Genomic DNA, 26,125 nt, shown 5'->3' with positions numbered 1-26,125 from the left:
GGCGCCGGCGAGGCGGAACGCCCGGCGGCGGCGACCGAGCCCGGTGGCGGCACCGCGACCGCCGCGGCGACGCCGGCGCTGCTGTGCCTTCCGGGGCTGCTGGCCATGGTCTTCCAGGCCGCCGCACTCCTCCTCGACCCCGGTCTGCCGGTCTGGTCGATGCTGGCGAACCTGATGGTGGGCGTGGCGGAGGCGGTCGTGCTCGCGACGGGAGCGCTGCTGCTGTCCCGGCGCCACGCGGCCGGGCGCTGGATGGTCGCGGCGACCGGCGGCGCGGTGGCTCTGCACGGCATGAGCGCCAGCGGACGGAAGGTCCGGCGCGTCAGGCGTTGGGGCAGCGGGGCGGGGCCGTGCCGTAGGCGTACTGGAGGAAGTCGGTCAGCATGGCGGGCCAGGAGTTCCAGTCGTGGCCGCCCGTGCCGTAGCAGTAGCGGTGGCCGACGCCCAGGCCGGTCAGGGTCTGGTCGAAGACGCTCGCGTACGAGCCGAGGATGGCCTCGTTCACCGCGAGGGCGTCGGTGTTCGCCGGGGACGTGGTGCTGTAGGCGCACTCCGCGGGCGCGGGGCCGTGGCCGTCGCCGAGGATGTACCGGCCCGACGGGTCGCGCGGCAGCGACTGGCAGCCGCCCGCGTACAGGCCGAGCCTGCCGCTGAAGGGCGCGTACCTGCCCTCCGTCACGAGCACCGCCGGGTTGGCGGCGGGCCAGTCGAGGTCTCCGGAGGCGCTGGTGGTGTGCGGCCCGAACAGGGTGTCCAGCCGGTAGACGAGCTGTTGCTGCTGGTCGAGCACGGGCAGCCAGCCGTCGTACTTGTTGACCCGGTACGGCCCCGGGTCCAGCACGGTGATCGCGGCCCCGGACTGCCACATCGAGTCGGAGACCGTCCGCTGGGCGGGCTTGCCGCGCAGGTCGATGCCCGGCGAGAAGGCGCCGATGACGGAGAACACGTCGGGGTGCGCGGCGGCGTACTTCAGCGTGCCGAACCCGCCCATCGACAGCCCCGCCAGGCCCCGCCCCGACCGGTTGGCGATCGTGTTGAAGTTGGCGTCGATCCAGGGGATGAGCTGCGAGATGTGGTACGTCTCCCACTTCGGCGCGAAATATCCGTCCGTACGCCCGGCCCAGTCGCTGTACCAGCCGGTCATGCCACCGGTCGGCATCACCACGATCCCGTCGTACGGGTGGCCGGGCGTGGTGCGGATCAGGGACACGAGGTCGGTCTTGGTCGTCCACTCGTCGTAGTCGTCGCCGCCGCCGTTGATGAGGTAGAGGGAGCGGTAGCGGGTGCTCCTGGCGGGGTCGTACCCCGGGGGCAGATAGACGCGCACGCTGATCTCGTGGGCGAGCGGGTCGATCGCGGGGGTGCCGCCGGCCGCCTGGAAGATCGCCGTCGAGGTCATGACGACGTCGCGCAGCTCGGAGCCGTCGTTCTGGAGATGTCGCTCGACCCGCACGCAGGTGATGCCGTGGCCGTCCGGCTGGGGGAGCGTGGTCGAGCACGTCTCGGCGTACGCCGTCGTCGCGGGCGCCACGAGCGCCGCGGCGAACAGGAGCACGACGGCCAATCGTCGCATCGCATCTCCTCTACGGACCGTCCCGATCATGGCACCAGGCTTCGGCGGCGGCGTCAACACCCGGCTGCATTGACAGTGAAAACAACCAAGCGCATGCTTGCCGTCATGGTCGAATCCAGCCTCACCCCCCAGGGCCAGAGCCGGCGCGCCCTGTTACGCGGGGCCGCCGTGGCGGGCGGCGCAATGGTCGCGGGCGCCGCGCTCGGCAGCGCGCCGGCCCGTGCCGAGGTCGAGTACGACGTCGTGGTGGTCGGCGCCGGAGCCGCCGGGATGGCCGCGGCGCTGACGGCGGCCAAACGCGGGCTGCGTACCGTCGTGGTGGAGAAGGCCCCGACGTTCGGCGGCTCGGCCGCCCGATCGGGCGCGGGCATCTGGATCCCGTGCAACGAGGTCATCCTCGCCGCCGGAGTCCAGGACACCCCGGCCAAGGCCGCCGCCTACCTGGCCCGCGTCGTCGGCGACACCGTGCCGATCGAGCGGCAGCGGGCCTTCCTGTCGGCCGGGCCGGCGATGATCTCGTTCGTGATGCGCAACAGCCCGCTGCGCTTCCGGTTCATGGAGGGCTACTCCGACTACTATCCGGAGTTCACCGGTGGCATGCCGAACGGGCGCTCCATCGAGCCCGCCCAGCTCGACGGCAACATCCTCGGCGCCGAGCTGGCCCACCTGAACGGCCCGTACATCCAGACCCCCGCGGGCCTGGTGGTCTACAGCGCCGACTACAAGTGGCTGACGCTCGCCGCCGTCAACGCCAAGGGCCTCGAGGTGAGCGCCGCGTGCCTGCTGCGCGGCACCGAGGCCGCGCTGCGCGGCGAGAAGCCGCTGACCATGGGCCAGTCCCTGGCCGCCGGCCTGCGCGCGGGGCTGCTCTCGGCCGGCGTGCCGGTGCTGCTGAACACCCCGCTGCTCGACCTCAAGGTCGAGTCCGGCCGCGTCACCGGCGTCGTCACGCCCGGTGGCCTGGTCAAGGCCAAGCGCGGCGTGATCGTCGGCTCGGGCGGGTTCGAGCACAGCGCGGCCATGCGCACGGAGTTCCAGCGCCAGCCCATCGGCACGAGCTGGACCGTCGGCGCCAAGGAGAACACCGGCGACGGCATCGAGGCCGGCGAACGGGTCGGCGCCGCGCTGGACCTGATGGACGACGCCTGGTGGGGCCCGGCCATCCCGCTGCCCGGCCAGCCGTACTTCTGCCTGGCCGAACGCACCCTGCCGGGCTGCCTGCTGGTCAACGGCAACGGCGTGCGCTTCGTCAACGAGGGCGCCCCCTACAGCGACGTCGTCCACGTCATGTACGACCGCAACAGCGCGTCCGCGCCGCACATCCCCGCCTGGCTCATCGTCGACCAGAACTACCGCAACAAGTACCTGTTCCGGGACGTCGCGCCGCTGCTGCCGCTGCCCGACGAATGGTTCGCCGGCGGCGCCGCGTTCAAGGCGTGGACGATCGAGCAGCTGGCCCAGAAGATCGGCGTCCCGCAGGCGGCGCTGCGCGGCACCATCGACCGCTTCAACGGGTTCGCCGCGACCGGCAAGGACCTCGACTTCCACCGCGGCGACAGCGCCTACGACCGCTACTACGCCGACCCGCTGGTCAAGCCGAACCCGTGCCTCGCGCCGCTGTGGCTGCCGCCCTTCTACGCGTTCAAGATCGTCCCGGGGGACCTCGGCACCAAGGGCGGGATGCGCACCGACGCCCGGTCGCGCGTGCTGCGGGCCGACGGGTCGGTCATCCCCGGCCTGTACGCCGCCGGCAACGCCAGCGGAGCCGTCATGGGCCACAGCTACGCCGGCTCCGGCTCGACCATCGGCCCCGCCATGACCTTCGGGTACGTGGCCGCCAACGACATCGCCGACACACCTTAAAACGATTGCCGTCCCCCGCCGCGGGCCAGCAGCATGGCGGGATGCACTTCTCGATCAACATTCCGAACTTCGGCGACTTCGCCGACCCCAGGACCGTCGCCTCGGTGGCCGTCGCCGCGGAACAGGCGGGCTGGGACGCGCTGTTCGTCTGGGATCACGTCGTCCACGTCAAGAGCAGGCGGCGGGCGTTCGGCGACCCCTGGATGCTGCTGACGGCGGCGGCGCTGGCGACCACCCGGATCAGGCTCGGCACCCTGGTCACCCCGGTCGCCCGGCGCCGGCCGCAGCAGCTGGCCCGCCAGGTCGCCACGCTCGACGCGCTCAGCGGCGGCCGGGTGATCTTCGGCGCGGGCCTGGGCGGGCCGATCGAGGACGAGTACGGCAGCTTCGGCGAGCCCACCGACCCGGTCGTGCTCGCCGAGCTCCTCGACGAGGGCCTGGACCTGCTCGCCCGCTACTGGAGCGGCGAGCCGGTCACCCATCACGGGCGGCACTTCCGGGCCGAGGACGTGACCCTGCTGCCGCCGACCGTGCAACGCCCCCGCCCGCCGGTGTGGGTCGCCGGGTTCTGGCCCAACCGCAGGCCGATGCGCCGGGCCGCTCGCTGGGACGGTGCCGTCCCGCTGTTCGGGCCGGGCTCGCACGGATACGGGCCGCCCGTCGACCAGGTGCGGGAGCTGGCCGCGTACGTACGTGAGCAGCGCGAGGACGACGGCCCCTTCGAGCTCGTCGTCGGCGGCGTCAGCCCCACGGGCGCCGCCCAGTCCCGCGACCTGCTCGGCCCGCTCATGGACGCGGGCGCCACCTGGTGGGACGAGCGCCAGCCGATCGACGGCGCCGACCTGGATCGGCTCGCGCCCGTGCTGCGCCGCATCGAGCAGGGCCCGCCCACCGTGGGGTGAATCGAGGAGTGTCTGCGGTCTGCCATGATTCAAACGCAGTTGGTGACCATTGCCCCCTGAGGAGTTCCCCCTTGGACCGCAGACATTTCCTCACCCTGACCGGCGCCGCGGGCCTGGCCGCCGTGGATTTCGCCCGGCCGGCGCTGGCGGCGGGCTACCCGTTCGCCGACGCGGGTGTTCCCGATGAGCTGCATGCCAAGATGGGGGAGCTGGCGCCGTACGGCGTGACCACGGTTGCGTTCACGCCGTCCGGCGGCTGGGTGATCGTCACCCAGGACGGCCGTTATTTCGCCCGAGGCGTGCCCGACGCGTGTTTCGCCGAGCTCGGAAAGATGGTCAAGGCCGGGGCGAAGATCCACTGCGTGGCCTTCCCGCCGGAGGGCGGCGACCGCTGGGTGATCACGAGTGACAAGGGGATGGCGGCGCGCGGCCTGCCCGAGGCGTGCCACCAGCGCGTCAGCGACTCCTACACCGCCGGCCGGCAGGTCGTGCACGTCTCGTTCCCGCCGGCCGGCGGCGACCGCTGGGCGGTGGCCGACACCACGGGCTTCTACGCCCGGGGCGTCGACGACGAGTGCTACCAGATGATGCGCAACCTGACGCAGGGCGGGCGCCGCCTGACCGGCGTCGCCTTCCCCAAGGGCGGCGGATGGGTGGTCGTGGCGCAGGACGAGTTCCACGCGCGCGCCATCGACGACGCCTGCTTCAAGAAGCTGAACGAGCTGGCCGCCGCCGGCTGGCAGCTGCACAACGTCGCCTTCTCCGCGGCCGGCGGCTGGGTGGCGAGCACGCGCGGCAAGGTGCCCGCGCTGCCCGCCGACCGGGTGCGGCAGGTCGAGAACGCGGTGGGCGGCGCGACCATCTGGCAGCGGATGAACGCGTGGAAGACGCCCGGGGTGGCCGTCGCGGTGGTGGTCGGCAACAAGATCGCCTGGTCCACCGGGTACGGCTGGCTGGAGGCCGGCAGCGGCGCCGCCGCGCACCCCGAGACCGCCTTCCAGGCCGCCTCCATCAGCAAGGCCGTGGCCGCGGTCGGCGTCATGCGCCTGGCGCAGACGCTCAAGCTGCCCCTGACCGGCGACATCCGGCCCCACCTGGGCTGGACCCTGCCGCGCCGCGACTGCGTCACCTCGACGGCGGTGCCGACCATCGACCGCGTGCTCACGCACCGGGCCGGCCTCATCGGCCGCGGCTCCACGTCCCCGGCCGACGCCTGCACCGGCTTCGACACCGGCGGCGGCGGCTTCGCCGGCTACGGTCCCGGCGCGACCGTGCCCTCGCTGCTGCAGGTCATGAACGGCGAGGGCAACTCGCCGAAGATCGAGCTCACCACCGCCCCGGGGGCCGAGTTCCACTACTCCGGCGCCGGGTTCGTTCTGGCGCAGCGGATGGTGGAGCAGAAGAGCGGGCTGTCGCTGGCGTCGTACATGGACAAGGAGGTGTTCGGGCCGCTCGGCATGAAGAACAGCTCCTACGCGCTGTCACCGGGCTTCGAGCTGGCCGCCGGCCACACCGCCACCGGCACGGTGATCTCCGGCAAGCGCAACCGCTACCCGGAGTCGGCCGCCGCCGGCCTCTACACGAACGTCCTCGACCTGTGCCGCCTGGTGTGCCACCTCAACAAGGCGTGGACCGCCTCCGGCGACATCGCCGGGCCGCTCACCAAGGCCTCGGTCCGCACGCTGCTCACCGCGGGGCCCGAGCCCACCATGGGGCGGGGCTTCTTCGTCGCCGGCTCCGGGACGAAGAACTTCTCCTACACCCATGACGGCTCCAACTACGGCTTCAAGTCCGTGTTCAAGGGCTATCCGGAGCTCGGGGCCGGGTACGCGATCCTGTCCAACGGCAACAACATGAGCCTGGTCAACGAGGTCGCCGCGGCGGTCCGCTCGGTCTACGGCTGGGCCTGACCGACTACCGCCCGCCTCGGGAGCAGGGCGGCTTGTTCGCGACGTTCAAGGTCTCGAGCCTGATCGAACCGTCGGCCGGAAGGGCGATGGCCCGGGCGCCGGGGGTGGTGCCCCAGCAGGCGGGCACGACGAAGTATTGCTGGTTGGACTCGATCAGGAGGCGCAGGCCGGTGTACCGGTAGCGGAACTTCGCATTCGGCTCCGTGAGCGGGGTCTTCTGGATTCCCGGACCCTCCAGGTTCAGTTGCTGCGGCGCGTAGACCACCACGGCCACCAGTATTTCTTCCGGGTGTTCCCGGATCTGCTTGGCATCCTCCTTTCCCATTTCCCTCGCGTGGTCATCCATGTACCACAGCATCGGGAGCAGCGCCAGGGCCACGAGGGCTGTGCGCTGGACGATCTGACCGGTGGAGGACATCACCTGGCCAGAGTGGAGCGTGGTGTATAGGTAAATGCTGTAAACCAGCAAGATCGCGCCGAGGCTCAAGAAGAGGGGCTTGACGAAGAGTGGCTGATGCCAAGACCTGGGCCAATCAGCCATGGCTGCCACGGCCACCGCTAGGCTGACGGCTCCGAGCGTGGAAAGTGCCAGGATGGTCCACCCCAGAGCGGTGCGATGCCAGAGGGTGAATCGGATCAGTACCCCGTGCACAAAGGGCGCCACCAGGAGCAGCAGGAGGACTATCGCCAGTGGCTCGTCGGCCACCTTGACACTACCCATCACGTATTCCTGGAAGGGGAAGCTCAGCATGCTGGAGTTGATCCCGAGTTCCGAGTACATGGTGTTGAGGCGGATCGTCCCGATGTACATCAGGAGCGACGTGATGACGGTGGTCGGCGCGACGATCTGGGCGAGTATGCGACCCACGCGGGCGATGTCCTGACTGGGGCCATCGCCACCACCCGCCTCCGCCATTGGACCCTCCCCCCGATCCCTCGCGACCTCCTCTTACCGCGCCGGGACCCGCCCCACTCCGGAGCGACCCGCGGCTGACCATGAACTGGCGAATCCTTGCCGTCGCAGGTCAGGCGTTCGCCGGGGCCTGCTCCATGGCGGGTTCGGGCAGGTCCAGGCTGTCGCGGAGCTTGGCCGGCTTGAGGAAGGCCGCGGCGACGAGGCCGACGACGGCGATCGCGGCTGAGATGAGGAAGATGTGGCCGGTGGCGTCGCCGTACGCGGACCTGACGATCACCTTGATCGGCTCGGGCAGCGCGGCGAGGTTGAGGCTGCCGCCCGCCGCCTGCCCGCCGGCTGGGATGCCGGCCTTGGCCAGGCCCTCGGCGATGTTGGACGCCACCCGGTTGGCCAGGACGGCGCCGAGCACCGACACGCCGACGGTGCCGCCGAGCGAGCGGAAGAAGGTGATCGCGCCGCTGGCCGCGCCGATCTCGCGCAGCGGGACGGTGTTCTGGATGACGAGGACGAGGTTCTGCATCGACATGCCCACGCCGACGCCCACGGCCAGCATGTACGCGGAGATCAGCACCATCGAGGTCTGGTGGTCGATCGTGGCCAGCCCGGCGAAGCCCAGCGTCAGGACGACCAGGCCGGCCAGGATGTACGGCTTGGTCTGGCCGCTCCTGGAGACCATCCGGCCGCTGATCGTCGAGGAGAGCAGCACGCCGGCCATCATCGGGATGGTCAGCAGACCTGCGGCGGTCGGGCCGTACCCGCGCCCGATCTGGAAGTACTGGCCCAGGAAGACCGAGCCGCCGAACATCGCCATGCCGACCGCCAGGCTGGCCAGGATGGCCAGCGCGGGGGTGCGCCTGCTGATGACGTGCAGCGGCACGACCGGCTCCGTGACCCGGGACTCGACCCAGGTCGCCAGGGCGAGCAGGAGCACGCCGCCGCCCGCCATGGCCGCGGTCTGCCAGGACAGCCAGTCGAACTCGTTGCCGACGAAGGTGACCCAGATGAGCAGGACGCTGACGCCGGCGGCGATGAGGGTGGCTCCCCAGTAGTCGATGCTCACGTCCGAGCGCCGCACGGTCGCCACGCGCAGGGTCTTGGTCAGCAGCGCGAAGGCGACGACGGTGAACGGCACGGCGATGAAGAAGCACCAGCGCCAGCCCAGCCAGGAGGTGTCGGAGATGAGGCCGCCGAGCAGCGGGCCGCCGACGGTGGCCACGGCCATGACCGCGCCGAGGTAGCCGTTGTAGCGGCCGCGCTCCTTGGGAGTGATCATCGCGGCGATGATCACCTGCGTGAGGATCTGCAGGGCGCCCATGCCCAGGCCCTGGATCGCGCGGAAGGCGATGAGCTGCCCGGTGTTCTGGGCGAAGCCGCAGGCCAGCGAGCTGACCATGAAGATCACGATGGAGATCTGCAGGAGCAGCTTCTTGTCGAACAGGTCGGCCAGCTTGCCCCAGATGGGGGTGGAGGCGGTCGAGGCCAGCAGGGAGGCCGTGACCACCCACGTGTACTGCGACTGGCTGCCGTCGAGCGCGCCGATGATCTGGGGGAGCGCGACCGAGACGACCGTGCCGCTGATCATCGCGACGAAGAGGACGAGCAACAGGCCGCTGAGTGCCTCCAGAACCTGGCGGTGGGCCATCGGCTCCGCCGCCGGCGACGGCGCTGCCGTCTGTGCGCTCATGCGCGAACCTCCAAGTGAGTACGTGGGACCGGGACACCATACATGCTCAATGGGAAACTTTGCGCACTGGGCATCTATTCCCGCCGGGTAAGCTTGCCTCCGTCATGGACAGCACAATGGGGTTGCGCGAGCGCAAAAAGGCCGAGACCCGCAGAGCGGTGCACGAGGCCACGCTGCGGCTGGCGATCGAGCACGGCCTGGACAACGTCACGGTCGAGGCCATCGCCGACGCCGCCAACATCTCGCGCCGGACGTTCTCCAACTACTTCGACGGCAAGGAGGAGGCGCTGCTCTACGGCGACGAGCAGCGCCTGCTCGAACTCGTGCGGCGGGTGCGCGAGCAGCCGCCCGAGCTGTCGGCCTGGCGGGCGCTGCGCAGCGCGCTCGACATCTTCGAGGTCGAGACCGTCGCCCCCGACCGGGAGTGGCAGGTGCGCACGAGGCTGGTCATGCGCCACCCCTCGCTGCTGGCCAGGCAGCTGGCCAGCCGGATGCGCCTGGAGCGGGAGCTGGACGCGGCGGTGGCCGGGCGCGAGCAGGCCGGGGGCGTCGGTCCCGAGGTGATCGCCGCCGCCTTCCTGGTCGCGATGCGCATCGCCACGCAGAAGTGGCTCGACGACGAGACCCGGACGATGCGGGAGATCACGGAAGAGGTGCTGGACCAGATGGCTCAGCCGTTCGCCTGACTCCGGGGCCGGGGAAGGGCCGGTGCCGGCCCTCGTCTAGCCAGCTAACTCACTAGTACGTACATTAGGAGGCGTCCAACGCACCTGTCCCATCCGCCGGAGAGGAAGAACTGATGGCCTCGTTCCTGACCGGGCTGGTCGGCTCGGGCATCGGCCCCTCGCTCAGCCCGCCGCTGCACGAGCGGGAGGCCGTCCACCACGGGCTGCACTACGTCTACCGCCTGCTCGACACGGACGTGCTCGGGCTCGACGTGGGAGAGCTGGTACGCACCGCGCGCCGCTTCGGCTACGACGGGCTCAACATCACCCACCCGTGCAAGCAGAGCGTCATCCCGCACCTGGACGACCTGTCGCCGGACGCCCGCATGCTCGGCGCCGTCAACACCGTCGTGTTCGACGGCGAGCGCGCCATCGGGCACAACACGGACTGGACGGGGTTCGCCGAATCGTTCGCCCGCGGCCTGCCCGACGCGCCCACCCGCCGGATCGTGCAGCTCGGCGCGGGCGGCGCGGGGGCGGCGGTCGGGCACGCGCTGCTCACCCTGGGCGCCGACCGGGTCACGATCGTCGACGCCGACCCCGGCCGGGCGGTGCGGCTGGCGGCGGAGCTGAGCTCCCGGTTCGGCGCCGGCCGGGCCGGCGCCGCCACCCAGGACGAGCTGCCCGGACTGCTCGCCGAGGCGGACGGGCTGGCGCACGCCACGCCCACCGGCATGGCCCACCACCCGGGGCTGCCGCTGCCCGCGGCGCTGCTGCGCCCCGGCCTGTGGGTGGCCGACATCGTGTACCGGCCGCTGGAGACGGAGCTGCTCAAGCAGGCCCGCGCGGCGGGCTGCCGGACGCTGGACGGCGGCGGCATGGTCGTCTTCCAGGCCGCGCACGCCTTCCGCCTGTTCACCGGCCGCGAACCCGACACCGAGCGCATGCTCGCCCACCTGACCGACCTGGTGACCGTCTGAGGAGAAGTCATGCGCAAGTCCATCGCCACCGTGTCGGTGAGCGGCACGCTGACCGAGAAGCTGGACGCCATCGCCGCCGCCGGGTTCGACGGCGTGGAGATCTTCGAGAACGACCTGCTGGTCTGCCCGCTGCCGCCCGAGGAGATCCGGGCCCGCGCCGCGGACCTGGGGCTCTCCATCGACCTCTACCAGCCCTTCCGCGACTTCGAGGCCGTGCCCGCCGACCTGCTGGCCCGCAACCTGCGCCGCGCCGAGCACAAGTTCCGGACCATGGAGCGGCTGGGCGCCGACCTGCTGCTGGTCTGCTCCAACGTCTCGCCCGAGGCGATCGGCGACGACGAGCTGGCCGCCTCCCAGCTGCGGCTGCTCGCCGAACGGGCCGCCGAGCACGGGATCCGCATCGCCTACGAGGCGCTGGCCTGGGGCCGGCACGTCAACGAGTACCTGCACGCCTGGCGCCTGGTGCGCATGGCCGACCACCCGAACCTGGGCACCTGCCTGGACAGCTTCCACATCCTGTCGCGCGGCTCCGACCCGATCGGCATCGAGGCGATCCCCGGCGAGAAGATCTTCTTCCTCCAGCTCGCCGACGCGCCGCTGCTGGCCATGGACGTGCTGCAGTGGAGCCGCCACTACCGCTGCTTCCCCGGCCAGGGCAACTTCGACGTGGCGGGGCTGGTCCGGCACGTCCTCGACGCCGGATACACCGGCCCGCTCTCGCTGGAGGTCTTCAACGACCACTTCCGCCAGGCCGGCACCGCCCGCACGGCCCGCGACGGCATGCGCTCGCTCATCGCCCTGGAGGACACCCTGTACGGGGCCGCCCATCCGGCCGTCCCCACCGGGTTCGCCTTCGCGGAGCTGGCCGACCCCGAAGCTCTCGGCGGAGTCCTGAGCGCGCTCGGCTTCCAACGTACCGGGACACATCCCACCAAACCCGTCGAGCTGTGGGAGCAGGGCGGCGCGCGGCTGCTGCTGAACGCCGCAGGCGGGGACCCCGCGCTGGTCGCCATCGGGCTGGACAGCCCCGACCCCGGCGCGGCGGTCAAGCACGCCGAGTCGCTGCTGTCGCCGGTCCTGCCGCGCGAGCGCGCGCCCAGGGAGGCGCGCCTGGACGCCGTCGCCGCCCCCGACGGCACCGAGATCTTCTTCTGCGACACGGCCTGGCTCGACGACTTCGACCCCGCGAGGCCGCTCTCTGGGCCGGTCGCCGGGGAGATCACCCGCATCGACCACGTGGCCCTCACCCAGCCGTTCCACTATTTCGACGAGGCCGAGCTGTTCTACCGCACCGTGCTCGGCCTGCGGCCCCAGGAGAGCCTGGAGCTGCCCGACCCGTACGGGCTGCTGCGCAGCAAGGCGATGTCGGCCGCCGAGGGCGCGGTCCGGATGGTCATCAACCTCACCCAGGTCGGCGCCAGGGACCTGCCGTGGCAGCACGTCGCGCTCGCCTGCGACGACGTCGTGGCCGTCGCCCGCCGCCTGCGGGCCGAGCATCCGGAGCTGCTGCTGCCCATCCCCGCCAACTACTACGACGACCTGGAGGCCCGCCACGACGACGTCGACCCCGAGCTCAGGGAGCTGGGCGTGCTGTACGACCGGGACGCCCACGGCGAGTTCCTGCACCTGTACACCGTCACCGTGGGCCGCGTCTTCTTCGAGCTCGTCCAGCGCACGGGCGGCTACCAGGGGTACGGCGCCGGGAACGCCCCGATCCGGCTCTCCGTACAGCACGCCGGACCTCACTAAGATGACCGAATGACCACGCAACCCGTCGCCTCCGAACGCCAGCGGGACGCCGAGCGCACCAAGGCGGAGATCCTCAAGGTCGCCCAGCAGGAGTTCGCCCGGCACGGGTACGCGGGCGCGCGCGTGGACGAGATCGCCGAGCGCATGCGCACGACCAAGCGCATGATCTACTACTACTTCGGCAGCAAGGAGCGGCTCTACATCGCGGTCCTGGAGAAGGCCTACACCGAGGTCCGGGCGATGGAGCGGACGATCGACGTCGAGCACCTGGCCCCGGTGGAGGCGATCCGCACCCTGGCGGAGCTGACCTTCGACCACCACGACCTGCACCGCGACTTCATCAAGCTCGTCGCCATCGAGAACGTCCACCAGGCCGAGCACATCCGCAAGTCCGAGGTGCTGGCCAACCTCGGCACGCCGGTGCTCGACGTCATCTCGCGCATCCTGGACGCGGGGCAGGCCTCGGGCGAGTTCGTGACCGACGCCGACGCGATCGACGTGCACATGATGATCAGCTCGTTCTGCTTCTTCCGGGTGGCCAACCAGCACACGTTCGGCGCGCTGTTCGGGCGCGACATGACGGCGCCGGAGCACCGCGATCGGCTGCGCCGGATGGTGGGCGAGATGGTCGTCGCCTACCTCCGCGGTCAGGCCTGAGAGCCGAATCCCAGGTAACCGATTGGCAACACCCTTGTAATGTACGAACCAGTGAGTTAGTTTCCTGCCACTGCGCTATGCCATTCCCCCCGTGAGGAGCATAATCGTGACGGTGCAGGGCAAACCTCGCAAAGCGGCTATAGCTGCATGGATCGGTAGTGCCTTGGAGTACTACGACTTCTTCATCTACGGCACCGCGGCCGCGCTCGTCTTCAGCAAGATCTTCTTTCCGTCCAGCTCGCCCGCCACGGGTACGCTCCTGGCCCTGGCCACCTTCGGCGTCGGCTATCTGGCCAGGCCGGTCGGCGCGTTCGTGCTCGGGCACGTGGGCGACAAGTTCGGCCGCAAGAAGGTCCTGGTCACCACGCTGGTCATGATGGGCGCCTCGACGTTCCTGGTGGGCTGCCTGCCCACCTACGACCAGGTCGGCGTGCTCGCCCCGGTCCTGCTCGTGGTCCTGCGCCTGCTGCAGGGCTTCTCCGTCTCCGGCGAGCAGGCCGGCGCCAACTCGATGACGCTCGAGCACGCCCCCGACACCCGCCGGGCCTACTACACCAGCTTCACGCTCAACGGCACCCAGGCCGGGCAGATCATCGCCACCGCGATCTTCCTGCCGATCGCCGCGCTGCCCGAGGACCAGCTGCTGAGCTGGGGCTGGCGGGTGCCGTTCTGGCTGAGCATCGGGGTGGCCGCCGTCGGGCTGGTCATCCGCCGCACGCTGGAGGAGACGCCCGCCTTCGAGCAGGAGGTCGCCACCAACAACGTGGCCAGGATGCCGCTGGCCGTGCTCTTCCGCGAGCAGCGGGGGGACGTGCTGCGCGTGGTCGTGGCCGCGGTCATCGCCTCGGTGAGCACGATCTTCACCGTCCACGCGCTGTCGTACGCCGTCAACACCATGCACCTGGAACGCGGCCCCATGCTGTGGGTCGGCGTGCTGGCCAACGTCGCCGCGGTCATCACGATCCCGCTGTGGGGGCGGCTGTCGGACCGGATCGGCCGCAAGCCGGTCTTCATCGGCGGCTCGCTGGGCTGCGCGGCGCTGATGTTCGCCTACCTGTGGTCGATCTCCATCGGCAGCTATCCCCTGATCTTCGTTGTGGGCATCCTGATGTTCGGCATCGTGCACAGCGCCACCAGCGGCGTCTGGCCGTCGTTCTACGGTGAGATGTTCACCACCCGGGTCCGCCTGTCGGGCATGGCGATCGGCACCCAGATCGGCTTCGCGATCGCCGGCTTCGCGCCGACCGTGGCCACGGCGCTGGCGGGTACCGGCCAGGGCAGCTGGCTGGGCGTGTCGGTCATCACCGCCGTCGTGTGCCTGGTCAACGTGGCCGCCGTGGCCACCGCCCGGGAGACCTACCGCGTCCCCACCGAGCAGCTCGGGCTCAAGGAACCGGTGCGGGTGTGACCGGTTTCCGCGTGTACGCCCTGCGCTACGCCGAGCGCGATGCCCGGCGTGGCGAGCACTTCCACGGCTACGACACCCGGGGAGCCGAGCCGCACCCCACCGCGTACTACGTCTGGCTGGCCGTCAACGACGAGCACACGGTCGTCATCGACACCGGCATCGGCCGGGCGCGCGCCGAACGGGCCGCGGGGCTGCGCTACCTGGCCTCGCCGGTGGAGGCGCTGGCCCGGCTGGGCGTGGCGGCGGACGCCGTCGATCACGTGGTGCTGACCCACCTGCACTACGACCACACCGGCACCGCCGGCGAGTTCACCTCCGCCCGCTACGTCCTGCAGCAGGCCGAACTGGACTACTGGACGGGACCCTGGGCCGAGCGCGTCACGGGGGAGCGCTGGCTGCTGAACGACGACGACCTCGCCCACCTCCAGGCCGCCCGCCGGGACGGCCGCGTGTCCCTGCTCGACGGCGACGCGACCGTGGTGCCCGGTCTGAGCGTGCACCTGGTCGGCGGCCACACGGCGGGCATGCAGGTGGTGCGCGTGCGCACCGCCCGCGGGCACGTCGTGCTGGCCTCCGACGCGAGCCACTTCTACGAGAACATCGAGGGCGACCGGCCGTTCCCGATCCTGCACAGCATGACCGGCATGTACGGCGCCTTCGACCGGATCAACGAGCTGGCCGACGGGCCCCACCTGGTGGTCGCCGGCCACGACCCGGAGGTGCTCAAGCGCTTCCCCCTGCTGGAGCCGGACATCGCGGAGATCGCCGGCTGACCCACCTCCCGGCCGCGGGGTACCGCCGCCGGGGGGTCACAGGCCGAGGTAGATGCGGCGGACCTGGGGGTCGTCGCGGAGCTCGGCCGAGGTGCCGGTGGCGGCGATCTCGCCGTTCTCCATCACCAGGCAGGTCGTGGTGACGTCGAAGGTGAGCTTGGCGTTCTGCTCGACGAGCAGGATGGCCAGGCCATCGGCGTTGAGCCGCTTGAGCACGGCGGCGATCTCGGCGACGAGGATCGGCGACAACCCCATCGAGGGCTCGTCCAGCAGCATCACCTTGGGGCGGCACATCAGCGCCCGTCCGACGGCCAGCATCTGCTGCTGGCCCCCGGACAGGGCCCCCGCCAGGCGGTGGCGCATCTCGCGCAGCACCGGGAAGACCTCGTACACCTCGTCGACAGGCGTGCGCTTCCAGCTCTGCGTGTAGGCCCCGAGCAGGAGGTTCTTCTCGACGCTCAGGCCCGGGAAGACGTGCCGGCCCTCGGGGACGTAGCCGATGCCGTGCCGCACCAGGGTGTGCGCGGGCGTGCGCAGCAGGTCGTGCCCGCCGAAGTGGATCGCGCCGGCCCGCCGGGGCGCCAGGCCCATGACGGCCTTGAGCGTGGAGGTCTTGCCCGCGCCGTTGGCGCCGATGATCCCCAGCGACTGGCCGGGTTCGACGGTGAAGGAGACGTCGTGGGCGGCGCGTACACCGCCGTAGTGGACGGAGAGGTTCTCGACGGTGAGCGTGCTCAACGGGTGGCCTCCTCGGCGGTGGGGGCGGTCATCGAGTCGCCGAGGTAGGCGGCCACGACGTCGGGGTGCACGGCCACCTCGGCCGGCGGGCCGTCGGCGATGACGCGGCCGCCCGACAGCACGGTGACCTGCTCGCACAGCGACATGACCAGGCCCATGTTGTGCTCGATGATCACGACGGTCACGCCGGAGTCCCTGATGGAGCGGACGATCTCGCCGAGCCGGCGCACCTCCTCACCATTCATTCCGGCGGCGGGCTCGTCCAGCAGGAGCAGGCCGGGCCGCATGGCCATGGCGCGGGCCAGCTCGATGCGCCGCTGGATCCCGTACGGCAGCGAGCGCGGCTCGGCGTCGGCGACCTCGCCCAGCCCGAACCGCTCGATGAGCTCCCCGGCCCGCTCGCGCAGCTCCCGCTCGTAGCCCAGCACCTTCCAGGGCAGGCCCGGATAGCGCCAGATCCACGTGGTGGGAGTGCGGTCCAGGCCGACGAGCAGGTTCTCGCGCACGCTGAGGTCCTCGAACAGGCGCAGGTTCTGGAAGGTCCTGGCCACGCCGCGGTGCGACAGCCGGTACGGCGCCGCCCCCGTCACGTCGCGCCCGCGCAGCCGCACCGACCCCTGGGTGGGCGTGTAGAAGCCGCTGATGACGTTGAACAGCGTGGTCTTGCCGGAGCCGTTGGGCCCCACGATGCCGCGGATCTGCCCGGCGGGCACGGTGAGCGACACCCCGTCGAGCGCGACCAGGCCCTTGAACCGCTTGGTCACGTCCCGGACCTCCAGCACGTCGCCGTCCGAAGGGGCGGGCGCGGCGGCCTCGTACGGCCGGAAGGGGCCGAGCTGGGCACGCGAGCCGTCGCGACGGCGCCGCAGGAGCTGGCGGGGCAGCCCGGCCAGGCCCTTGGGCGCGAACACCACCACGAGCACGACCACGAGGCCGTAGCCGAGCTGGGCGTAGGCGGAGGCGTCCAGCAGCGCCTCCCTGACCAGGGAGAGCGCGACGGCGCCGACGACGCAGCCCAGGACGCTGCTCCGGCCGCCGATGATCACCATGGCGAGCAGGAGGAACATGTTCGCGATGTTGAACGACTCGGGAGCGACGAAACGGATGAGCCCGGCGTACAGGACGCCCGCGACACCGCCGTACAGGCCGGACAGCACGAAGGCGGTCATGCGCAGCAGCGGGATCTCCGCGCCCAGCGCGCCCGCCGCGAGGTCGTCGTCGCGCATGGCGCGGAGTCTGCGGCCCAGCGGCGAGTGGGCGACCAGCAGGGCGAAGGCCAGGACGAGCGCGAAGACGATCAGCTCGACGTAGTAGAAGAGGTAGCCGCTGGACAGGTCGAGGCCGAACATCGGCGGCACCGGCACATCGCTGATGCCCTCGGCGCGGCCCGCGACGGTGGCGTTGGTGACCCAGTTGGTGAAGGCCAGGGCCAGGCCGAGCGTCACGATGCCCAGGTAGTGCGACTGCATCCGCAGCGCGGGCACCCCCACGAGCGCGCCGAAGACCACGGCGGCCACCACCGCCAGGACCGCGGCGGTCCAGAAGCCGAAGCCGGCCTGCGTGGTGAGGATGGCCACGGTGTAGGCGCCGACGCCGAAGAAGGCGACCTGGGCCAGGTTGATCTGCCCGGCCACGCCCATGGTCAGGCCGAGGCCGACGGCCAGGATCGCGAAGATGATCGCCACGTCGGCGACGTGCATCGAGTAGCCGCCCAGGCCGTAGGGGAGCAGCCAGGCGGCCACGGCGACGGGGACGAGCCAGGCCAGACGTCTCATGCGCGGTTCACCGTGGCCTCTCCGAAGATGCCGGTCGGGCGGATCATGACCACGGCGGCGAACACCAGGAACGTCACCAGCTCCGAGTACTCCTGGAAGTTGCCCGCGGCGAACGCGTCGAGCAGCCCGAAGGCCAGCCCGCCGACGATCGCCCCCGGCATGCTGCCGAAGCCGCCCAGCATGGCGGCCGCGAAGCCCTTGATGCCCAGGGTGCCGCCCATGGTCGGGTTGACGTACAGCATGGGCCCGACCAGGCTGCCCGCCAGCGCCGCCAGGCCCGCGCCGATGGCGAAGGCCATGGCGTTGCTGCGCCCGACGTGGATGCCGACCGCGGTGGCGGCCTGGTGGTCCATGGCGACCGCCTGCATGGCCGCGCCGCGCTTGGTGCGCTGCAGGAACAGCGCCAGCAGCCCGGTCGCCGCCGCCGCGACCGCGATCACGAGCACGTTGTACGTGGGGATGCGGACGCCGGCCAGGTCGATCGGCTCGGTGGCGACGGGGGAGGGCACCGCGTGGCCGGTGGCCCCCCAGACGAGGACCGCCCCCGCCTCCAGGACGGCGCCGAAGCCGATCGTGCCGATCAGCATCAGCGTGAAGTCCTTGTTCTCCAGGGGGCGCAGGAAGCGCTCGATCACCAGGCCGATGAGGCCGGTGACCGCGATGGCCACGACGATCGCGACGGCGAAGGGGAGCCGGCTGGCCAGGTAGAACGTGGAGGCGGCGTACGCGCCGATCATGACGACGCTGCCGTGGGCGAAGTTGACCAGCCCCATGGTGCGGTAGACGATCGAGAACCCCATCGCCACCAGCGCGTACACCGCTCCGAACGTGACCCCGCCGATCAGGGTCTGGAGGAATACCTGCACGTCAGCTCGCGGCCTCGGGCACGACCTTGCCGTCCTTGACCAGGCCGATCTTGGTGGTGTGGATGCCGACGCCGTTGGCGTCGTAGTCGTAGTCGCCCAGCAGCCCGGCGCGCTTGACGCCGCGGATGGCGTCGGCCAGCTTCTGCCCGCCCTCGCCCATGGTCTGCTTGAGCGCCTCGATGAGGATCGACGCGCCGTCGTACGCCTTGGCGACGTGCATGCGGGCCTCCTCGTTGTAGGCGGCCTTGTACTTGGCGGCGAACGCCTTGATGGCGTCGCTGGCGTCGTTGCTCAGGTAGGGCGAGCTGACGATCGAGCCCTCGGCGTTCTTCAGCCCGGCCGTGGTGGCGTACACGTCGGTGCCCATCGGGGCGCCGCCGGCGAAGACGGCCTTGAGCCCCAGCTCGCGGGCCTGCTTGGCGATCAGCCCCGACTGGACCTCCTCGGCGCCGATGAACAGCACCTCCGGGTCCTTCTCGCGGATCTTGGCGAGGTTGGCGTTGAAGTCCTTCTGGTCGGGGGTGACGACCTCGTCGGCCAGCGGGGTGACGCTCCTGGTCTTGAGGGCGTCGAGGAAGGCGTCGTGCTCGCCGCTGCCGTAGGCGCCGTTGTTGCTGATCAGCGCGATCTTCTTCTGCCCCTTCTCGTCGACCAGGTACTTGGCGAGCGTCTCGTCGAAGGTGACGCTGGTCGGCGCGTTGAGGAAGAGGAACGGGCTCTTCAGCTCGGCGAGCTTGGGCGACTGGCCCGAGGTGATGTTCGGGATCTTGGCGTCCTTGAGGATGGGCGCCATGGCCAGGGTGACCGCGCTCTCGGCGGTGCCGAGCATGGCGACGTAGCCCTCGCCGGCGATCTTCCTGGCCAGGTTGGTGCCGACGGTCGGGTCGCCCTGGCTGTCGAACAGGTCGAGCTGGATCTGCCGCCCGTCGACGCCGCCGGCCTTGTTGGCCTCGTCGATGGCCAGCTTCACGCCTTTGTGCTCCCACTGGCCGAGCGAGCTGAGCTGCCCGCTCTGGGCGTCGACGTTCGCGATCTTGATGGGTCCGGTGGCGCCGGCGCCTGGCTGGTTCGACTGTCCGGGCGGGGCACAGGCGGCGAGCAGGATGAACGCGGCCGCGACGATCGGAAATCTCACGATTCACCTCTGGGGGTAGGTGAGAGAGTTAATTCACGGACTAGTACGTTCGTTATAGCGCCGCACGGAAGCGGAGGAAATATCGAACGCGCAACGGTTTCAGTCGGAGAACATCCCCTGATAGATGTCCTTGATGTTCCAGTGGCCGGGTGTCGGCACCGGTTCGTTCACCATCGGGACGTCGATGACCGCGGGACGCCGGTTCGCGACGGCCGCGCGCAGGGCCGCGCCGAACTCGGCGGGCGTGGTGACGGTGTGACCGTCGGCGCCGCACGCGACGGCGAGCGCGGCGAAGTCCGGGCTGTAGGGCCGCCCGGCCGGGTCGGTGAAGTCGCAGCCGTGGCTGCGGCCGAAGTGGGCCGCCTGCAGGTCCGAGATGGTCCCGTGCGACCTGTTATTCATCACCACGAAGATCACGGGGGCGCCCTGCTCGACCGCCAGCGGCACGGCGGGCAGCTGCGCGCTCATGCCGCCGTCGCCGATGAGCGCGACCACCGTCCGCTCCGGCCGGGCCAGCTGCACGCCCACGGCCGCGGCCGGGCCGAACCCCATGGTGGAGGCGCCGCCGGGGGTGATGAACCGTCCCTGTGGCGGCAGCTCGTAGCACTGGGCGACGCCGTTCTTGTTCCAGCCCACGTCGGTGACCAGCACGGCGTCGGCGGGGATCGCCTCGCGCAGGTCCGCCAGGATGCGCTCGGGCCGCAGCGGGAAGTCCTCGCTCCGGCCGCGCTCCCTGCTCGCGGTGAACAGCCCGGACCTGGCCTCGCGGATCTGCTCCCTCAGCTCCGGCCTGTCGGCCGGGGGATGGGCCTTGGCGGCCTCGGCCAGCGCCCTGACCGCGAGCCCCACGTCGGCGACCGCGCCGATCGCCACCGGGTAGTTGCGGCCGAGCTCGGCCGGGTCGATGTCGATCTGGATCAGCGTGCTGCCGGCGGAGAAGTCCCAGGTGAAGCGGGGGTCCCAGGAGCTGGCGTCGGTCTCGGCGAAGCGGGTGGCCAGGGCGAGCACGACGTCGGCCTCCCGGGCGTACGCGTTCGTCAGCTCCAGCCCCCAGAAGCCGGGCATGCCCAGCACGAGCGGGTGGGCGTCGGGCACGGTGCCCTTGGCCATGAGCGAGTGCGCGATGGGGATGTCCAGATGCTCGGCCAGCGCGATCAGCGCGTCGGCTTCTTCACGCAGGCCGCCGCCGACGTAGATGAGCGGCCGTTCGGCCGCCGCCAGCGTCGCGGCGATCAGCTCGGCGCCGGCCTCGGGCAGGCCGGGCGGCGCCGCGTGGCTGATCGGCGGGTACGGCGCCGCGGGCCGGGAGAAGACGTCCATCGGCACGTTGACGAGCGTGGCGCCCGGCCGTCCCGACAATGCCGTCCAGAAGGCCCGCTCCACGGCCCGGCCCAGGTCCTGGGCGCGGTGCACGTTCCAGGCCCGCTTGACGAAGGGGCGGAAGACCGACGCCTGGTCGCCGTCGGCGTGCAGGTTGATCTCCTGGTGCGGGTGGCGGCCCCGGTAGTAGGAGGGGATGTCGCCGGAGATCACGATGAGGGGCACCGAGTCGAGCGCGGCGGTCATGACGCCGGTGGCGGCGTTGGTCAGGCCGGGCCCGACGTGCACGAGCAGCACGCCGGGCTTGCCGCCGGCGCGGGCGTAGCCGTCGGCGGCGTGCGCGGCGGCCTGCTCGTGGCGGGCGATGACGAAGCGGATGGGACTGTCGGCCAGCGCGTCGAGCACCGCGATGTTGGTGTGCCCGCAGGTGCCGAAGACGTACTCGACGCCGAGCTCCTCCAGCTGCGCGACGAGCGCGTGGGCGGCGGTGGTCATTGATCTCCCCAGATCGTCAGCCCCTTGAGCATGAGGGTCTTGGTCACGGTGAAGTCCTCGATCATCCAGCGGGGCGACTCGCGTCCGATGCCGGAGTCCTTCACGCCGCCGAACGGGACGTGGTCGAGGCGGAAGTTGGAGGAGCCGTTGACGATCAGGCCGCCGACCTCCAGCTCCCGCCAGGCGGTGAGGATGCGGCGCACGTCGTGGGTGAAGATCCCGGCCTGAAGGCCGTACGAGCTGCGGTTGCACTCCTCGATCACCTCGTCGAAGCCGTCATAGGGGAGCACGGCCACCAGCGCGCCGAACACCTCCTCCCTGACCACCCGCGCGTCGCGGGGCGGCGCGACCACGACGGTGGGCGCCATCACCGCCCCGTCGCGGCTGCCGCCCGCGGTGATGCGGGCGCCCGCCCCGGCGGCCTCGGCGCTCCAGCGGACCACGCGCTCGGCCGCGGCGTCGTCCACCATCGAGCCCACGTCGGTCGCCGGGTCGAGGGGGTCGCCCACGGCCAGGGCCTTCACCTCGCCGGTCAGGGCGTCGGCGAAGTCCTCGAAGCGGGAGCGCTGGACGTAGACGCGCTGCACCGAGATGCAGCTCTGGCCGGAGTTGCTGAAGCCGGTGCGGGCGCAGACCCGGGCCGCCTCGGCGACGTCCGCGTCCTCGCACACGATGGTCGCGGCGTTGCCGCCGAGTTCGAGCAGCACCCGCTTCGGCCCGGCGGCGTGGGCAACGGCGTGCCCGGCCGCGACGCCGCCGGTGAAGCTCACCACGGCGATCTCCGGTGCCGCGCACAGCCGCGCGCCCACCTCGCCGCCGCCGTGCAGGACCTGTACGGCCTCGACCGGCATGCCGGCGTCGAGCAGCAGCTCGACCAGCGCCGTGGAGACGGCCGGGGCCTGCGGCGGCGGCTTGACGATGGTGGTGTTGCCGGCGGCGAAGGAGGCGGCGAGCTTGTGGGCCAGCAGGTTCGCGGGCGCGTTGAACGGCGTGATCGCCAGCACCGGGCCCGCCGGGGCGCGCTGGGTGAGGGCGGTGTTGCCGACGCCGCGCGCCCAGCCCGCCACCGGCAGCACCTCGCCGCCGATCCGCCTGGCCTCGGCCGCCGCGACGGACAGCGTGTCGGCCACCCGCAGCACCTCGCCGCGCCCGTCCTTGAGCGGTTTGCCCAGTTCGAGCGCCAGGAGGCGAGCGAACTCCTCGCCGCGCTCGCCGCCGCGATCGGTGAGCGCGGCGGCGGCGCGCTCCAGGATGTCCGCGCGGGTGGCCGGGGCCAGCCGCGCGATCGTCCTCGCCGACCGCTGAGCGTAGCCGAGAGCTGTGGTGACGTCGTCGGCCTGCGCCGTTCTGGCCCGGCTGACGACCTGGCGGACGTAGGGGCCGACGCGCTCGGCCCGCGATCCTTCGGTGAGCCACTGGCCGGCGACCAGGCAGCCGGTGTCGTGGATTGCGTTCATGGCGGCTCCAGGGATCCGCTAAGCGGTTCTCATGAACCGCACTGTGGATGGCCTCACGGTATGAGGGCGGTACGGGTTCTGGCAAGACCCTGATCCACATAGCGGATCATATGGACCATCAAGCGGACCGGATGTTAGCCTGCGGACCGCATGAGAAGGTGGGCAGCAGGTTCACCTTCTACCCACAAGTGAGGACCCGTGCCTTCGAACCTTCCCGCAGAGTCCGGTGAGAGCGGCGGCGTGCGCAGCGTCCAGCGGGCGTTCGACATCCTGTCGCTGCTCACCGAGGAGCGGCGGACGCTGACCATCCGCGAGGTCGTCGAGGAGACGGGGCTGGCCAAGACGACGGCGCTGCGGCTGCTGCAGACCCTGGAGCACATGGGGCTGCTGTGGAGCACGCCGAAGGGCTACGCGGCCGGCCCCGCCCTGTGGCGGTGGGCGCATCTGGCCCGCACGGCGTGGGAGCTGCCGCCGGAGACCGTCCAGCTCATGCGCGAGCTCGGCGCGCGGCAGCGGGAGACCGTCAACCTGTACGTGCTGCGCGACGTCCACCGCGTCTGCATCGCCCAGCAGGAGAGCCCGCAGCCGCTGCGCCACGTCGTACGGGTCGGCGACGAGCTGCCGCTGTGGGCGGGGGCCTCCTCGAAGATCCTGCTCAAGGACGCCCCCGAGCGGCTGCTGTCCCGGGTCGCCCGCTCCTCCCCGTACGGCGAGTCCCACACGGCCACCCTGCGGGAGTGGATCGACCAGGCGGCGCGCGACGGCTACGCGGCCAGCCACGGCGAGCGCGAGCCGGGCCTGTCGGCGGTCGCCGTGCCCGTGACGAGCGGCTCGGGGGCGACCGTGGCGGCGCTGACGCTCAGCGGCCCGACGGTGCGCTTCGGCGACGACCGCGTCGCGGAGTTCGCCGCGGACCTGCGGGAGGTGGCCAAGCGCATGTCCGAACGCGGCTTCGACCACCCCCTCGCCTGAGCGCCGTCAGTAGACGACGATCTTGCCGGTGTTCTGCGGGAAGATCGCGTCGTTGTAGAAGTACTCGCCCGCGGTGTCGAACGTGTGGGTGAAGGACTGGCCGGGCATCAGCACGCCGCTGTCGAACTCGTACTCGAAGAACGACACGGCGGCGTGCGCGGACTTGTTGTCGGCCGGGTTGGCGAAGGTGACCGTCGTACCCTTCGGCACCCGCAGGTGCTGGGGTGACATGGCGTTCTGGGCGACGGTGTTCTCGGTCGCGCCGGGCCGCTGGTTCGCGGCGTCCCAGATCCGGCCGAGCGTGACGGTGCTGCCGGCCACGGCCGCCGCCCTGATGTCGTTGCGCTTCCTGGGCGGCGTGGGCGTGGCCGCCGGGGCCACCTTGCCGCCCAGCTTGAACGCCCACAGGTGGTCGCCGCGCGGGATGTCCGGATACGGCAGCCCGTTGCCGCCGGCCAGGACCGCGAGATACTGCTCGCCGTCGATCTCGTAGCTGATCGGGCTGGTGTGCACGCCGGCGCCGCACTGGAAGCTCCACAGGATCCGGCCGTCGGTGTCGTCCATGGCGTGCAGCAGCCCGTCCGGCCCGCCCTGGAACATCACCCGGCCGCCGGTGGTCAGGATGCCGTTGCCGTGCGCCAGCGACCACTCGCGGTCGAGGGTCCACACCGGCTCGTTGGTACGCGGGTCCACGGCCGCGATGCCGCCCGCGAAGTACTCGCCCAGCGGGCGCGAGGTGTTGACCCGGCCGTCGTGGGTGTTGGAGAAGCCGGAGTTGATCAGCCCGTACCCGACGTAGATCCAGCCCGTGTGCGGGTTGTACGACAGGTGCGCCCAGTCCGCGCCGCCGCCCGCGCCCGGGAAGATGATCGTGGCCCGGTCCCAGTGCGGCGTGTAGAGGCCGCCCCAGGCATAGAACGGCACCGGCCTGGTCGCCTTGCCGAACTCGGGCGCCTGCGTGATGAACGGCTCGCCGCCGGGGAAGGGCTGCGTCGGCGCGGTCTTCTGCCGGGGGTCCTGCGGCACGGGGCGTTCCTCCACGCCGTGCAGCGGCTCGCCGCTCTCCCGGTCGAGGATGTAGAACATGCCGGCCTTGCTGCCGTAGACGACGGCTCTACGCAGTCTGCCCTTGACCTTGATGTCCACGAGCACGGGCGCCATGACGTTGTCCAGGTCCCAGATGTCGTGGTGCACCGACTGGAAGTGCCACCTGCGCTTGCCGGTCTTGGCCTCGATGGCCACGATCGAGTTGGCGAACAGGTTGTCGCCGCCCCGGCCGGAGCCGTCCAGGCGCGGGTAGGAGCCGCCGAACGTCCAGTAGACCAGGCCCAGCTCCGGGTCGACGGCCGGGTGGATCCACGGCACCGCGCCGCCGGTCTTCCAGGACTCGCCCTCCCAGGTGTCGTTGCCGAACTGGCCCTCGCCGGGGCACGCCCAGAAGGTCCAGGCGACCTCGCCGGTGGCGGCCGTGAGCGCGTACGCCCGGCCGCGCGCGCCGCCGGTGCTGCCCTGCATGCCGACGTAGATCAGCCCGTCGTGGTAGACGACGGCGCCGGCCAGGGTGCCGGTCAGGCCGCCGCACTGGCCGTTCTGCGGGTCGCAGCCGCCGGTGTCGCCGCCGCCCTCGTCGTCGGTGATGAGCGGGCGCTGCCAGACGACCTGGCCGGTGTCCTTCTTCAAGGCATAGACGATGTTGGCGCCCGAGGCGGAGAAGACCAGGCCCTCGCCGAGGGCGACGCCGCGCATGTTGGTCTGCCTGGTGCCGAGGTTGGTCTTCCACTTGATCGCGCCGGTCCGGCCGTCCACGGCGAAGACGTTCTGCTGCGTGGTCTGCACGTACAGGACGCCGTTCTCGACGACGCACGTGCTCTGCTGGTGCGCCGCGGTGCTGCCGCCTTCGAGGTTGACGTGCCAGGCGCCGCCCAGGCGGCTCAGGTTCCGGGCGGTGATCTGCTTGAGCGGCGAGTGGTTGTGGTTGCCCAGGTTGCCGCAGACCTTGGGGAAGTCCTTGCCGGCGACGCCCAGGGAGGCGGGCTGGCGTTCCGTGGCGGCCGTGGCGGGTTCCGCGACCGTGGCGGCGGTGGTCAGCGCCGCGGCCGCGCCGATGAGGAAGTTACGTCGTTCCACTGGCACCACACACCTTCAGCGGTCCGCTACATGGACCTATTGATCCATATGACGGACGCACCATAAGCCTCGGCCGAACGTGAAGGCAAGAGCTTGTTCTCGTGCCGGGCCGTGGTTACGCTCGAACCTCTTAGTGGACCATCCGATCCGTCTAGTGGAT

20 protein-coding genes are annotated in these 26,125 nt (G+C 71.2%); 10 read left to right on the top strand and 10 right to left on the bottom strand.

Annotated features, from left to right (window positions below; all coding sequences use genetic code 11):
- Positions 1-322 precede the first annotated feature (322 nt).
- On the bottom strand, positions 323-1,573 hold the full coding sequence (locus tag ABZX61_RS27255) for an alpha/beta hydrolase-fold protein (RefSeq protein WP_355198786.1): 1,251 nt from the start codon (positions 1,571-1,573) through the stop codon (positions 323-325).
- A gap of 105 nt (positions 1,574-1,678) precedes the next feature.
- On the opposite strand from ABZX61_RS27255, the gene kstD reads away from it, so the two are divergent.
- From kstD to ABZX61_RS27240, 3 genes are all read left to right on the top strand, one after another.
- Entirely contained in the window at positions 1,679-3,436 is a 1,758-nt protein-coding gene (kstD, locus tag ABZX61_RS27250) for a 3-oxosteroid 1-dehydrogenase (RefSeq protein ID WP_355198784.1), read from the top strand.
- Between the two features lie 41 nt (positions 3,437-3,477).
- Positions 3,478-4,338 carry an LLM class flavin-dependent oxidoreductase gene (locus tag ABZX61_RS27245; RefSeq protein WP_350734380.1) on the top strand — a complete coding sequence of 287 codons (861 nt, stop codon included), beginning with the start codon at positions 3,478-3,480 and terminating at the stop codon, positions 4,336-4,338.
- Between the two features lie 71 nt (positions 4,339-4,409).
- Entirely contained in the window at positions 4,410-6,248 is a 1,839-nt protein-coding gene (locus ABZX61_RS27240) for a serine hydrolase domain-containing protein (protein WP_355198782.1), read from the top strand.
- Positions 6,249-6,252: 4 nt separating this feature from the next.
- Here ABZX61_RS27240 and ABZX61_RS27235 read toward each other — a convergent pair whose 3' ends face one another.
- Both ABZX61_RS27235 and ABZX61_RS27230 read right to left on the bottom strand, forming a co-directional pair.
- Positions 6,253-7,164, bottom strand: coding sequence for a hypothetical protein (locus ABZX61_RS27235; protein WP_355198780.1), 912 nt, complete (start codon positions 7,162-7,164; stop codon positions 6,253-6,255).
- 109 nt (positions 7,165-7,273) lie between these two features.
- A complete protein-coding gene (locus ABZX61_RS27230; protein WP_355199311.1) occupies positions 7,274-8,806 on the bottom strand; it encodes an MDR family MFS transporter in 1,533 nt (510 codons plus the stop codon).
- A gap of 146 nt (positions 8,807-8,952) precedes the next feature.
- Here ABZX61_RS27230 and ABZX61_RS27225 point away from each other — a divergent pair, with 146 nt between their 5' ends.
- From ABZX61_RS27225 to ABZX61_RS27200, 6 genes are all read left to right on the top strand, one after another.
- Positions 8,953-9,534: a TetR family transcriptional regulator gene (locus tag ABZX61_RS27225; RefSeq protein WP_350734384.1), complete on the top strand. Its 582-nt coding sequence runs from the start codon at positions 8,953-8,955 to the stop codon at positions 9,532-9,534.
- Positions 9,535-9,647: 113 nt separating this feature from the next.
- Complete coding sequence (locus ABZX61_RS27220) at positions 9,648-10,493, top strand: shikimate dehydrogenase (RefSeq protein ID WP_350734385.1); 846 nt, start codon at positions 9,648-9,650, stop codon at positions 10,491-10,493.
- Between the two features lie 9 nt (positions 10,494-10,502).
- Positions 10,503-12,242 carry a TIM barrel protein gene (locus tag ABZX61_RS27215; RefSeq protein WP_355198778.1) on the top strand — a complete coding sequence of 580 codons (1,740 nt, stop codon included), beginning with the start codon at positions 10,503-10,505 and terminating at the stop codon, positions 12,240-12,242.
- 9 nt (positions 12,243-12,251) lie between these two features.
- On the top strand, positions 12,252-12,899 hold the full coding sequence (locus tag ABZX61_RS27210; protein ID WP_185074454.1) for a TetR/AcrR family transcriptional regulator: 648 nt from the start codon (positions 12,252-12,254) through the stop codon (positions 12,897-12,899).
- A gap of 91 nt (positions 12,900-12,990) precedes the next feature.
- The gene (locus tag ABZX61_RS27205) at positions 12,991-14,307 is read left to right on the top strand and encodes an MFS transporter (protein WP_355198775.1); all 1,317 of its coding nucleotides are present in this window, start codon (positions 12,991-12,993) and stop codon (positions 14,305-14,307) included.
- Entirely contained in the window at positions 14,304-15,080 is a 777-nt protein-coding gene (locus ABZX61_RS27200) for an N-acyl homoserine lactonase family protein (RefSeq protein ID WP_355198773.1), read from the top strand. Before ABZX61_RS27205 ends, ABZX61_RS27200 begins: the two co-directional genes overlap by 4 nt.
- Before the next feature lie 36 nt (positions 15,081-15,116).
- Here ABZX61_RS27200 and ABZX61_RS27195 read toward each other — a convergent pair whose 3' ends face one another.
- From ABZX61_RS27195 to ABZX61_RS27170, 6 genes are all read right to left on the bottom strand, one after another.
- Positions 15,117-15,818 (bottom strand): ABC transporter ATP-binding protein, encoded by a 702-nt coding sequence (locus ABZX61_RS27195; RefSeq protein ID WP_355198771.1) that lies wholly within the window; start codon positions 15,816-15,818, stop codon positions 15,117-15,119.
- Positions 15,815-17,593, bottom strand: coding sequence for a branched-chain amino acid ABC transporter ATP-binding protein/permease (locus tag ABZX61_RS27190; RefSeq protein ID WP_355198769.1), 1,779 nt, complete (start codon positions 17,591-17,593; stop codon positions 15,815-15,817). Before ABZX61_RS27190 ends, ABZX61_RS27195 begins: the two co-directional genes overlap by 4 nt.
- Positions 17,590-18,459 carry a branched-chain amino acid ABC transporter permease gene (locus ABZX61_RS27185; protein WP_350734399.1) on the bottom strand — a complete coding sequence of 290 codons (870 nt, stop codon included), beginning with the start codon at positions 18,457-18,459 and terminating at the stop codon, positions 17,590-17,592. Before ABZX61_RS27185 ends, ABZX61_RS27190 begins: the two co-directional genes overlap by 4 nt.
- A gap of 1 nt (position 18,460) precedes the next feature.
- Entirely contained in the window at positions 18,461-19,594 is a 1,134-nt protein-coding gene (locus tag ABZX61_RS27180) for an ABC transporter substrate-binding protein (protein ID WP_355198767.1), read from the bottom strand.
- A 99-nt stretch (positions 19,595-19,693) separates the two neighbouring features.
- Positions 19,694-21,409, bottom strand: a complete 1,716-nt coding sequence (locus ABZX61_RS27175) for a thiamine pyrophosphate-binding protein (protein WP_355198765.1) — start codon at positions 21,407-21,409, stop codon at positions 19,694-19,696.
- Positions 21,406-22,866: an aldehyde dehydrogenase family protein gene (locus tag ABZX61_RS27170; protein WP_355198763.1), complete on the bottom strand. Its 1,461-nt coding sequence runs from the start codon at positions 22,864-22,866 to the stop codon at positions 21,406-21,408. Before ABZX61_RS27170 ends, ABZX61_RS27175 begins: the two co-directional genes overlap by 4 nt.
- A gap of 198 nt (positions 22,867-23,064) precedes the next feature.
- On the opposite strand from ABZX61_RS27170, the gene ABZX61_RS27165 reads away from it, so the two are divergent.
- Positions 23,065-23,838 carry an IclR family transcriptional regulator gene (locus ABZX61_RS27165; protein ID WP_350734405.1) on the top strand — a complete coding sequence of 258 codons (774 nt, stop codon included), beginning with the start codon at positions 23,065-23,067 and terminating at the stop codon, positions 23,836-23,838.
- 6 nt (positions 23,839-23,844) lie between these two features.
- On the opposite strand, the gene ABZX61_RS27160 is transcribed toward ABZX61_RS27165, so the two are convergent.
- The gene (locus ABZX61_RS27160) at positions 23,845-25,965 is read right to left on the bottom strand and encodes a PQQ-binding-like beta-propeller repeat protein (protein ID WP_355198761.1); all 2,121 of its coding nucleotides are present in this window, start codon (positions 25,963-25,965) and stop codon (positions 23,845-23,847) included.
- Between the last annotated feature and the right edge of the window lie 160 nt (positions 25,966-26,125).

Source organism: Nonomuraea sp. NPDC003709, assembly GCF_040610775.1.
In the GTDB taxonomy this organism is placed as follows: Bacteria; Actinomycetota; Actinomycetes; order Streptosporangiales; family Streptosporangiaceae; genus Nonomuraea; species Nonomuraea angiospora_A.
This window is presented reverse-complemented; position numbering and strand designations above follow the sequence as displayed.

Coding starts and splice junctions, on each gene's coding strand:
- ABZX61_RS27255 (WP_355198786.1), bottom strand. CDS start 1,573: ATGCGACGATTGGCCGTCGTGCTCCTGTTCGCCGCGGCGCTCGTGGCG.
- kstD (WP_355198784.1), top strand. CDS start 1,679: ATGGTCGAATCCAGCCTCACCCCCCAGGGCCAGAGCCGGCGCGCCCTG.
- ABZX61_RS27245 (WP_350734380.1), top strand. CDS start 3,478: ATGCACTTCTCGATCAACATTCCGAACTTCGGCGACTTCGCCGACCCC.
- ABZX61_RS27235 (WP_355198780.1), bottom strand. CDS start 7,164: ATGGCGGAGGCGGGTGGTGGCGATGGCCCCAGTCAGGACATCGCCCGC.
- ABZX61_RS27230 (WP_355199311.1), bottom strand. CDS start 8,806: ATGGCCCACCGCCAGGTTCTGGAGGCACTCAGCGGCCTGTTGCTCGTC.
- ABZX61_RS27225 (WP_350734384.1), top strand. CDS start 8,953: ATGGACAGCACAATGGGGTTGCGCGAGCGCAAAAAGGCCGAGACCCGC.
- ABZX61_RS27220 (WP_350734385.1), top strand. CDS start 9,648: ATGGCCTCGTTCCTGACCGGGCTGGTCGGCTCGGGCATCGGCCCCTCG.
- ABZX61_RS27215 (WP_355198778.1), top strand. CDS start 10,503: ATGCGCAAGTCCATCGCCACCGTGTCGGTGAGCGGCACGCTGACCGAG.
- ABZX61_RS27210 (WP_185074454.1), top strand. CDS start 12,252: ATGACCACGCAACCCGTCGCCTCCGAACGCCAGCGGGACGCCGAGCGC.
- ABZX61_RS27190 (WP_355198769.1), bottom strand. CDS start 17,593: ATGAGACGTCTGGCCTGGCTCGTCCCCGTCGCCGTGGCCGCCTGGCTG.
- ABZX61_RS27175 (WP_355198765.1), bottom strand. CDS start 21,409: ATGACCACCGCCGCCCACGCGCTCGTCGCGCAGCTGGAGGAGCTCGGC.
- ABZX61_RS27170 (WP_355198763.1), bottom strand. CDS start 22,866: ATGAACGCAATCCACGACACCGGCTGCCTGGTCGCCGGCCAGTGGCTC.